Origin of the sequence: Tetzosporium hominis (assembly GCF_002265435.1) — a bacterium.
In the GTDB taxonomy this organism is placed as follows: domain Bacteria; phylum Bacillota; class Bacilli; order Bacillales_A; family Planococcaceae; genus Chryseomicrobium; species Chryseomicrobium hominis.
Map to the genome: position 1 here is coordinate 1 of NZ_NOKQ01000059.1, position 242 is coordinate 242.

The following is a 242-nucleotide window of genomic DNA, read 5'->3' on the forward strand; positions in this document are numbered from 1 at the left end:
TGTTTAACTCTCAAAAGGAGCATGTTTTTGTCCCTCGACACAATGATATTATTTTTTTTCGTAAAAATAACCCCTTATGATTACCTGGTTTGTATCTTCGGTCACTACCTCATCCATATCTCGGTTAGCAACTTCATCTCGTGGAAATTGTTTGGGAAATGGAGCATAATAAAATTCTCCATGTTCAGTTACTACTTTTTCCGCTGGTTCCGTTCGAGCTTTTCTGGAGTATTCAATTTTCC

Annotated in this window: 1 pseudogene; it reads right to left on the reverse strand. The window is 37.2% G+C overall.

Annotated features, from left to right (window positions below):
* Nucleotides 1–48 precede the first annotated feature (48 nt).
* Nucleotides 49–242, reverse strand: a pseudogene (locus CF394_RS15895) (hypothetical protein); the annotation flags it as partial.